The organism is Stenotrophomonas sp. 21LCFQ19, assembly GCF_056861425.1.
In genome coordinates this window covers 14,248-22,835 of sequence record NZ_JBSPUF010000028.1, presented here as the reverse complement: position 1 = coordinate 22,835, position 8,588 = coordinate 14,248, and the positions used below count along the sequence as shown (strand labels likewise).

At 65.3% G+C, this 8,588-nt stretch carries 8 protein-coding genes; 3 read left to right on the top strand and 5 right to left on the bottom strand.

Annotation, left to right across the window (positions count from 1 at the left end; genetic code table 11):
• Positions 1-37: 37 nt before the first annotated feature.
• From rimM to rplS, 3 genes are all read left to right on the top strand, one after another.
• Positions 38-553, top strand: a complete 516-nt coding sequence (gene rimM / locus AC13FW_RS20220) for a ribosome maturation factor RimM (RefSeq protein ID WP_482988992.1) — start codon at positions 38-40, stop codon at positions 551-553.
• Between the two features lie 5 nt (positions 554-558).
• Positions 559-1,338: a tRNA (guanosine(37)-N1)-methyltransferase TrmD gene (trmD, locus tag AC13FW_RS20215; RefSeq protein WP_482988991.1), complete on the top strand. Its 780-nt coding sequence runs from the start codon at positions 559-561 to the stop codon at positions 1,336-1,338.
• Positions 1,339-1,473: 135 nt separating this feature from the next.
• Complete coding sequence (rplS, locus tag AC13FW_RS20210; RefSeq protein ID WP_057626601.1) at positions 1,474-1,884, top strand: 50S ribosomal protein L19; 411 nt, start codon at positions 1,474-1,476, stop codon at positions 1,882-1,884.
• Between the two features lie 502 nt (positions 1,885-2,386).
• On the opposite strand, the gene AC13FW_RS20205 is transcribed toward rplS, so the two are convergent.
• The 5 genes from AC13FW_RS20205 to AC13FW_RS20185 form a co-directional block, all read right to left on the bottom strand.
• Positions 2,387-4,186 (bottom strand): MFS transporter, encoded by a 1,800-nt coding sequence (locus AC13FW_RS20205; protein WP_481510338.1) that lies wholly within the window; start codon positions 4,184-4,186, stop codon positions 2,387-2,389.
• A 134-nt stretch (positions 4,187-4,320) separates the two neighbouring features.
• On the bottom strand, positions 4,321-5,433 hold the full coding sequence (nagA, locus tag AC13FW_RS20200; RefSeq protein WP_482988990.1) for an N-acetylglucosamine-6-phosphate deacetylase: 1,113 nt from the start codon (positions 5,431-5,433) through the stop codon (positions 4,321-4,323).
• Positions 5,430-6,212 carry a DeoR family transcriptional regulator gene (locus AC13FW_RS20195; protein ID WP_282270845.1) on the bottom strand — a complete coding sequence of 261 codons (783 nt, stop codon included), beginning with the start codon at positions 6,210-6,212 and terminating at the stop codon, positions 5,430-5,432. The genes nagA and AC13FW_RS20195 overlap by 4 nt, the downstream gene beginning before the upstream one ends.
• A 26-nt stretch (positions 6,213-6,238) precedes the next feature.
• Entirely contained in the window at positions 6,239-7,573 is a 1,335-nt protein-coding gene (locus AC13FW_RS20190) for a D-tagatose-bisphosphate aldolase, class II, non-catalytic subunit (protein WP_482988989.1), read from the bottom strand.
• 2 nt (positions 7,574-7,575) lie between these two features.
• Positions 7,576-8,526 carry an ROK family protein gene (locus AC13FW_RS20185; RefSeq protein ID WP_296252258.1) on the bottom strand — a complete coding sequence of 317 codons (951 nt, stop codon included), beginning with the start codon at positions 8,524-8,526 and terminating at the stop codon, positions 7,576-7,578.
• Positions 8,527-8,588 lie beyond the last annotated feature (62 nt).

The following is an 8,588-nucleotide window of genomic DNA, read 5'->3' as shown; positions in this document are numbered from 1 at the left end:
GGGGGGCGCCCCCCCCCCCCCCCCCCCCGACTGCTATATGAAGAAAGATATCGAGCGCCGGATCCTGCTGGGCAGGGTTGCCGGCGTTTTTGGTGTGCGCGGCGAACTGAAGCTTGAGTCCTGGACCGAGCCGCGTTCCGCCATTTTCAAATACCAGCCCTGGATCCTGCGTACCCCTGCGGGTCAGGAATCCGAGCTGACTGGCGTGCGTGGCCGTGATTCGGGCAAGACCCTGGTGGCGAACTTCCCGGGTGTGACCGACCGCGACGTGGCTGAGGCCATGCGCGGGACCGAGATCTACGTTGCCCGCAGCGCCTTGCCGCCGCCGAGCGCGGACGAGTATTACTGGGTCGACCTGGAAGGCCTGGACGTGCAGACCATCGAAGGCGTCAAGCTGGGTATTGCCTCGCATCTGTTCAGTACCGGCTCCAACGACGTGCTGGTTACCCGTGGCGACCGTGAGCGGATGATTCCGTTCGTGATGGGCGACTTCGTCAAATCCGTGGATTTCGACGCCAACCTGATCGTGGTCGACTGGGATCCGGAGTTCTAAAGCCTGTGCGTGTAGACGTCATCAGCCTGTTCCCTGAATTCCTTGCCCAATCGGCCGCGCTGGGCGTGGTCGGGCGTGCGCAGGAGCGGGGCCTGCTGGAGCTGCATGGCTGGAACCCGCGCGACTATGCCGAGGGCAATTACCGCCGGGTGGATGACCGTCCCTTCGGTGGCGGCCCGGGCATGGTGATGCTGATCGAGCCCTTGCGTGCAGCGCTGGCAGCGGCGCGTGAGGCCGATCCGACGCCGGCACCGGTGATCTACCTGAGCCCCCAGGGCAGGCCGCTGGACCAGGCCAAGGTGCGCGAGCTGGCGGCCTTGCCGCGGATGATCCTGCTCTGTGGTCGCTACGAGGGCGTGGACGAGCGTTTCCTGGCTGGCGAGGTGGACGAGGAGATCTCCATCGGCGATTACGTGCTGTCCGGCGGTGAGCTGGGTGCGGCGGTGATCATCGACGCGGTCACCCGCCTGCAGGACGGTGCTCTGAACGACGCCGAATCGGCGGTCCAGGACAGTTTTGAAGGCGATGGCCTGCTGGACTGCCCGCACTACAGCCATCCGGCCAGCCACGCGCTGGGGGATGTGCCGGACGTGCTGCGTTCCGGCAACCACGCCGCCATTGCCGCCTGGCGCCGCCAGCAATCCTTGCTGCGCACGGCGTTGCGGCGCCCGGACCTGCTGGACGAGGCCGGCCTGAACAAGGCCGACCGCAAGCTGCTGGCCGAAGCCAAGCAGACGCTTGTAGATTCGTTCAAACAAGCTACTGGCGCCGAGGGCGAACAGTAAGTTAGAATTACGAGTTCCCGTCGGCTGAATGGCTTGACGAGGAGCCAGAACAATAACGTGCAGCGCAATCCGGCGACTGTATGAGCCTAAGCTGTCGATACCGACACGCCCACCCCGAACAATCGGTGTAACCCAATGAGCAAGCTGAACAAGTCCATCGTCGCGGAATTCGAATCCGCCCAGATCACCCGCGAACTGCCGAAGTTCAGCCAGGGCGACACCGTCGTGGTGAACGTGAAGGTCAAGGAAGGCAACCGTGAGCGCGTGCAGGCATACGAAGGCGTCGTCATCGGCACCAAGAATGCTGGCCTGAACTCCGCTTTCACCGTGCGCAAGATCTCGCACGGCTACGGCGTTGAGCGCGTCTTCCAGACCCACAGCGCCATCATCGACTCGGTCGAAGTGAAGCGTCGCGGTAAGGTTCGCGCCGGTAAGCTGTACTACCTGCGTGGCCTGGAAGGCAAGGCTGCCCGCATCAAGGAAGATTTGGCTGCTGCCCAGCAGGCCAAGGCTGCTCGCCTGGCTGCCAAGGCTTCCGCCGAGTAATCCGCCAACAGGCCAAGCCTGTTTGCAGCAACGGCCACCTTCGGGTGGCCGTTTGCGTTTGTGGGGTTGGGTGAAAGTTGAAAGCTGGGGACGCTTTGGGATTCTCAAGCTTTGAACCTCAGAACCTCAGAACCTCAGAAGCGTAGAAGCGTAGAAGCGTAGAAGCCCCCTCATCCGCCCCCCGCCTTCGCGGGGGCAGGCTCTCCGGGCACTTCGCTCCGCGCCCCGGCCCTGCGTAGCACGCAGGGCGTACGAACAGTCACGAGCCTTTGGCTCGTGAACGCCTGTTCTTAACCCCGCAGGCGGGAGAAGGGACGGCTGGCATTGCTGGGGGCTGGTGCATTGCTTGCGCTCTGCGCGGCCAACCATCCGATAGCAGAAAAGCCCAGCTCTCCCTTCTCCCGCTTGCGGGAGAAGGTGCCCGGAGAGCCTGCCCCCGCGAAGGCGGGGGGCGGAGGAGGGGGCTTTTGATTCCTGCTTTGGCGTGTAGCTCAACCGCCACTCAGCGGAAATGCGCCTCGATCTGTTCCAGCGTCTTGCCCTTGGTCTCCGGCAGCCAGAACGCCGCAATCAGGAAGAAGGCAAACGTGCACGCCGCCCAGAACAGGAACATGCTGGCGTAGCCGTAGTGGCCCACTGTCGGCAGGAACACCGCCGCGATCGTGGTTGATACGAACTGGTTGATCAGCAGCGCGATGCTCATGCCGTTCGAGCGGATGCGGTTCGGCATCAACTCCGACAAGGCCAGCCACACGCACACGCCCGGGCCGACCGCGAAGAACGCAACGAATACCAGGATGCAGGCCGCCACCGCCCAGCCATGCGAAGCCGGCGGCACCGCGCCGATCCAGGCCTGCTCGATGCGCAGCGGTGCATTGGCAGCGGCGCTCGGGTCAGGGAAGGGATTCAGGTGCAGGCTGCGGAAGAAACGGCCAATCACGCTGTCGGCGTGCACGGTGCTGGAGCGCTCGATCAACAGCTGCTGATCGCTGGGGTTGTCACTGCGCAGCGAACGCACATCGCTGAAGCCGCCATAGCTCCACGACACCGTCAGCTGCGAGGGTTGCCCGTCGCGATTGCGGGTACCGGCCAGCTGATGCCATTGCGCCGCATCCAGCTGCAACTGCAGCCCATCTGCCTGCACCGCACGCTGCAATACCTGCTGCACATCGGCGCGGCCCTGTTCGGCCTTGAAGAACAGCATCGCCGCAGCCAGCAGGGCAAGACAGATGCCGCCACTGCCGATCATCAGCAGGAACTTGCGGCCCTTGCGATCCACCAGGAATAGGGCGACGAGGGTCATGATCACATTGAGCAGCTTGATCGCCACATCCGCGCCATTGGCTGCCGCACCCGGCAGGCCGGCCTGGTTGAGGATGTTGACCGCGTAGGCGAGGATCGAGTTGATGCCGGTGGCCTGGGTGAACGCCAACACCAGGCAGGCCAGTACGAACGGCACCATGTAGCGGCGGCTGAAAAGCCGATCGCGCTCGCCTTCCGCCTTCGCAATGACTGGATTCTGGATCTGTGCCAGCGTGGCTTCCACCTGCGACGGTGGCAGCGTTGCCTGCAAGCCGCGGCGCGCGGCGTCGATGCGGCCGCGGCGTGCCAGCCAGCGCGGTGATTCATTGAGCCAGAACAGGCCGATGCAGAACACCACGCCCGGCAGCAGGCAGGTCCAGAAAATCGTGCGCCAGGCCTGGTCCTTCACTGCGAACAGATGCTGTGCCTGCTGCACCAGGGGCAGGTTGCGCACCGACTCGGTTGCTGCATCCACCGAATGCGCCTGGTACAGGCCAATCAAGGCGGCCAGCACCAGCCCAACCGTCAGCAGCAGCTGGAACATCGCTGCGCCGCGACCGCGTCGTTCCGGTCCCAGCACTTCGGCCAGATACAGCGGCACCACAACGCCGATCAGACCGCCGCTGATGCCTTGCAGCAGGCGCCCGAGCAGCAGTGGCGTATAGCCGGAGGCCAACGCCATGATCGGGATGCTGGCGGTGAACAGCACGCCGGCCAGCAGCATCGCGCCACGGCGGCCGATCAGGTCGGCGATCATGCCGGCGAACAGCGACGACAACACGCTGCCCAACAAGACGGCCGCAACCACGAAGCCCATCTGCTGGCTGCTGAGCTGCCAGGCATGGCTGGCGGTGGCTTCCAGATAGGGCAGGGCGCCGGCAATGATGCCGATGTCGATGCCGTACAGCAGACCACCAAGACCGGCGATGAAAAGGAGATAGCGCACGGGCCAACGCGGCGCGGCGTCGCTGGCGGGCACGGCAAAAGTGGTGTCTGTCATCGGCGCGTTCCTGGGGCAAGATTTTGTAGTGCCGAGCCATGCTCGGCTGCACTTCGTTCCGGTGTATGCGCTGCCGGATCGCGCCGCGCATCCGCGCGGTTTGCCGAGCATGGCCCGGCACTACGTGGAGCGGATCAGCTTGGGTCGATCGGGTTGCCGGCTATCCATACCTGTTGCAACTTCAATTGCGGGTCCAGCACCACCATGTCCGCGCGCAGGCCTGGCGCGATACGGCCGCGGTCTTCCAGGCCCAGGTAATCGGCCTGGATGGTGGAAACACGTTGCGAGGCGTCGGCGAGTTCGAGGCCGACATCGACCAGATTGCGCAACGCCTGATCCATGGTCAGTGCGCTGCCGGCCAGCGAACCGGTTGAAAGCCGCACGCAGCCCATGCACTTGTGCACGCGCTGCTCGCCCAGCGCGTATTCGCCATCGGGCATGCCGGTGGCGGCGGTGGCATCGGTAACGGCATACAGGCGCGGGATCGCGCGCACCGCCATGCGGATGGCGCCGCGATGCACATGCTGCAGGTCGGGAATCAGTTCGGCGTATTCGGCATGTGCCAAGGCGGCAGCAGCGATACCGGGTTTGTAGTGATCGACGCCGGTCATGCCGTTGAACAGATGAGTAAAGCCAACCGCGCCAGCCTGCAAGGCGGCGACCGCATCGTCGTAGCTGCCAGCGCTGTGGCCGATCTGCACGCGGATGCCCATCGCTGCCAAGGCCGGAATCAAAGCGGTGTGCTGGCCGATCTCCGGCGCGATCGTCAGCACCTTGATCGGGGCCAGGGCATGCAGGTGCTGCACCGACTCCAGCGTTGCCTCCAGCGTCCGCGGTGGCTGTGCGCCCAAACGCTGCGGGCTGATGAAGGGACCTTCCAGATGCACGCCGATGATCTGTGCGGCATCCGGATCGGGCGTCGCCATCACCTGCGCTACACCGCGCAGGGCGTTCTCGATCTCGCCGTACTCGGCGGTCATGGTCGTGCCGAGCAGGGTGGTGGTGCCGTAGCGGGCATGGGTGTGGGCGATGCGGCGGGCGACATCGCCGCCCTGCATCAAGTCCACGCCCGCTGCGCCATGCACATGCAGGTCGATGAAGCCGGGCAAGATGATGGGCAGATCGCCGCCATCACCCGCGTGGTCTTCCACTTCCAACGTGCGCAGCTGCTGGTCGAAGTGGACGTGGCCGCGGCGCCAGCCCAAGGGAGTGAGGATGCGGCCGTACAGGCTGCGGGTAGCGGTCATAGCGGTGGCTCGGCGGTGATCACTTCGATGCCCTGACGCTGCAGTCCCTCGCGGGTGGCATCGTCGATGCCGGTATCGGTGATGATGGCGTGGATCTGGTCGAGGCGAGCGATGCGGTGCAGGCTGACGCGGCCGAATTTCGAAGCGTCGGTGAGCACCACGATGCGCCGTGCGCGTTCGACCATGCGGTGATTGAGGCGGGCTTCGGCTTCGTCATGGGTGGTCAGGCCGAACTGCAGGTCCAGGCCGTCCACGCCCAGGAACAAGGTGTCGAAGCTGTAGGAGGTGAGGCTGGCTTCGGCCTGGCTGCCCTGCAGCGACAGCGACTGCTTGCGCAGCAGGCCGCCGGTCAGCAGTACGTTGACCGCCGGTGCGTTGGCCAGTTCCCAGGCAATGTTCAAGCCGTTGGTCATCACCGTGACATCGCGGTGATCGCGCAGATGCCGGGCCAGCGTCATGGTGGTGGAGCCGGAGTCGATGATGATGTTGTCGCCGGGTTGCACCAGCTGCGCAGCGCGCATGCCGATGGATTCCTTCAGCGACAGGTTCAGCGCATCTTTCTCGTGGATGTCCTGTTCCTGCGGCGGCATGCGTACCAGCGTCGCGCCACCGTGGGTGCGCGTGGCCAGGCCCTGGGCCTCGAAGTGGCCCAGGTCGGTACGGATGGTCACCGCCGACACGCCGAACTGGTCAACCAGTTCGGCAACCTGCACCGAGCCCTGGTCAATCAGGCGTTGCAGGATCTGCTGTCGGCGGGGACGGGTATTGCGCATGGTCAGCTCTCGTGTGCGTTTGAAAGCGGAGATTAACCGTTCGCAAGGTTTTGGGTGCGCAAACTTTCGCTTTGCTTGCGCGTACCTGCCTGATTGGCGCTGCAGGCGCGCGCGTATTCGCCCAGGCACTGGCCGACGCGATGCTGCACCAGGGCCGCTGGCGTGGCGGCCAACTGGCCCTCGCGCACGGCCACGTACTGGCCGGGCAGGTATTGGCTGAGCAATACCAGCGGCGGGGTGTGCTGTTCCAGGTTGGCAAACAGGGTCTGCACCGCCTGCAGCAGCTCCGGTTCGCCCCAGTAATAGCGGCAACGGTCGCTGAAGGCGTAGGAACGCAGCAGGTGCAAGCTGGCTTCATCGCCGTGGTAATGCGCCTGCCAGTTCTTCGGCTTGGCCAGCATCACCTGTTCCAGCACCTGCGGCAGCCTGGAGCACTGCGCATCTGGCAGCAGTTCGGCTTCGATCGCGGCGAGTGCGAACAGCGCTTCGCGGTAGGCAAACGTTGCGGCAGGGCCGACCTTGAGGATCGCGAAGTGATCGCGCACCAATGCATGCAGGCCGGACTCGCGCTGGTAGTCAGTGGAGTGCGCTTCAAACACGATGCGCGGCTGCTGTTCGAGGAAGTCCGCCAGCTCGCTGGCAGCGGCGGCGTCGTATTCGTGCACGCTGCTGTGGTCGAAGTCCACGCCCGGCTGCACCACCATCGCGATTACGCGTTGCCAGGCATCGCGCAGTTCCGGCGTGTCGAAGGCCTGCTGGTGGATGGCCAGGGTCTGCGCGGCAGCGGCCGGCGTGGTTACGGCCAGGCCGCCTGCCAGCGAGGCTTCACCACCGGGGATCGGCACTTCGGTACCGATCACATAGACCGGCGGCGGCAGGCCATTGGCTTTGGCAGTGGCTTCTGCGATGACCGCCAGCTCGGCCGAACGTGCGGCGACGGTAGCATCGGGTAACGGGGTCGGGTCATCGGCGCAGGACATGCTGCAGTCCAGATGGATCTTGTGGAAACCGGCGGCGACATAGGCTTGGATCAGCACGCGTGCATTGGCCATCGCCTCGGCGGCCGGCTGCTTCTGCCAGGCGTTTGGACCGAGGTGATCGCCGCCCAGGATCAGCTGCGCGCGCGGGAATCCTTCTTCATCGGCCAGCGCTTCCACATAGGCGCGGTACTGCGGCGGGGTCATGCCGGTGTAACCGCCGAACTGGTCGACCTGGTTGGAGGTGGCTTCGATCAACAGCACGGTGCCGTGCTGCGCGGCCACGTGCATGGCCGCGCGCAACACCTGTTCGTTGCTGCAGCAGACGCTGTACAGGCCGACGTTGTGGCCTTGGCGATGAGAGGCGAGCAGGGATTGCAGCGGTGACATGGTCAAGCTCCGGGAATCAGGTAAGCGGGTTGGCAGGCGAGCAGGGCGGCACCACGGGCACCGCCGGCATCGCCGAAGCGCGGTGGCACGATGGGCGGCACTTCCACGCCGTTGAATAGATGTGCGGCGATGGCCGCGGGCAGTTGCTGGTACAGCGGCGCGTACTGCGACAGGCCGCCGCCGAGCACGATGACGTGCGGGTCCAGCGCGAGAATCAACGCTGCGAAACTGTGGCCGAGCAGGTCGCGGTGGATATCCAGCGCCTGCATGGCGCGGATGTCACCGGCTTCGGCCAGAGCGATGACTTCGCTGGCGTTGGCCGCATTGCCGCCGAGGTGGCGTTCGATCATGGCCACGCCGCTGCCTGAGACATAGCGCTCCACGCAGCCGCGCAGGCCGCAGCCACAATCCAGCAGTGGCAGGTCGTGCCGCTGCAGCAGGTTGGCTGGCACGCTCCAGTGGCCCCATTCGCCGGCCAGGCCGTTGAAGCCGCCGACCAGCTTGCCGTGCAGGCAGTAACCACCGCCGGCACCGGTGCCGAGGATGGCACCGAACATGCTGGCGTAACCGTCCGCCGCGCCACCGTGTGCTTCGGACAAGGCGAAGCATTGCAGGTCGTTGCCGAAATGCAGCGGCCGTTGCAGGCGTGCCTGCAGGTCGGCGCTGACGCATTGGCCGGTCAGTGCCGGTACGTTGGCACTGAGCTGGCGGCCACTGCGACGCTCGCGCACGCCGGGCAGGGCGATGCCGATGGCTTCGGCGCGTTGGCCGAGTTCGGCATCGGCATCTGCAACCAGCGCTTCCACCGCCTGCAGGAAACCGTTGTAGTCGCCCTGTGGGGTGGCGATACGTTTGCGCCACGCGACCTGCAGGGCGGCATCGCAGGCCACCAGTTCAATCTTGGTACCGCCAATGTCGATGCCGTAGCAGGCCGGGGCGCGGGTATCAGCCATGGTGGATGGTGACGCCCTTGACCACGCGGTTGACGGTGCCGTCCGGGAACGGGTTGTCCGGC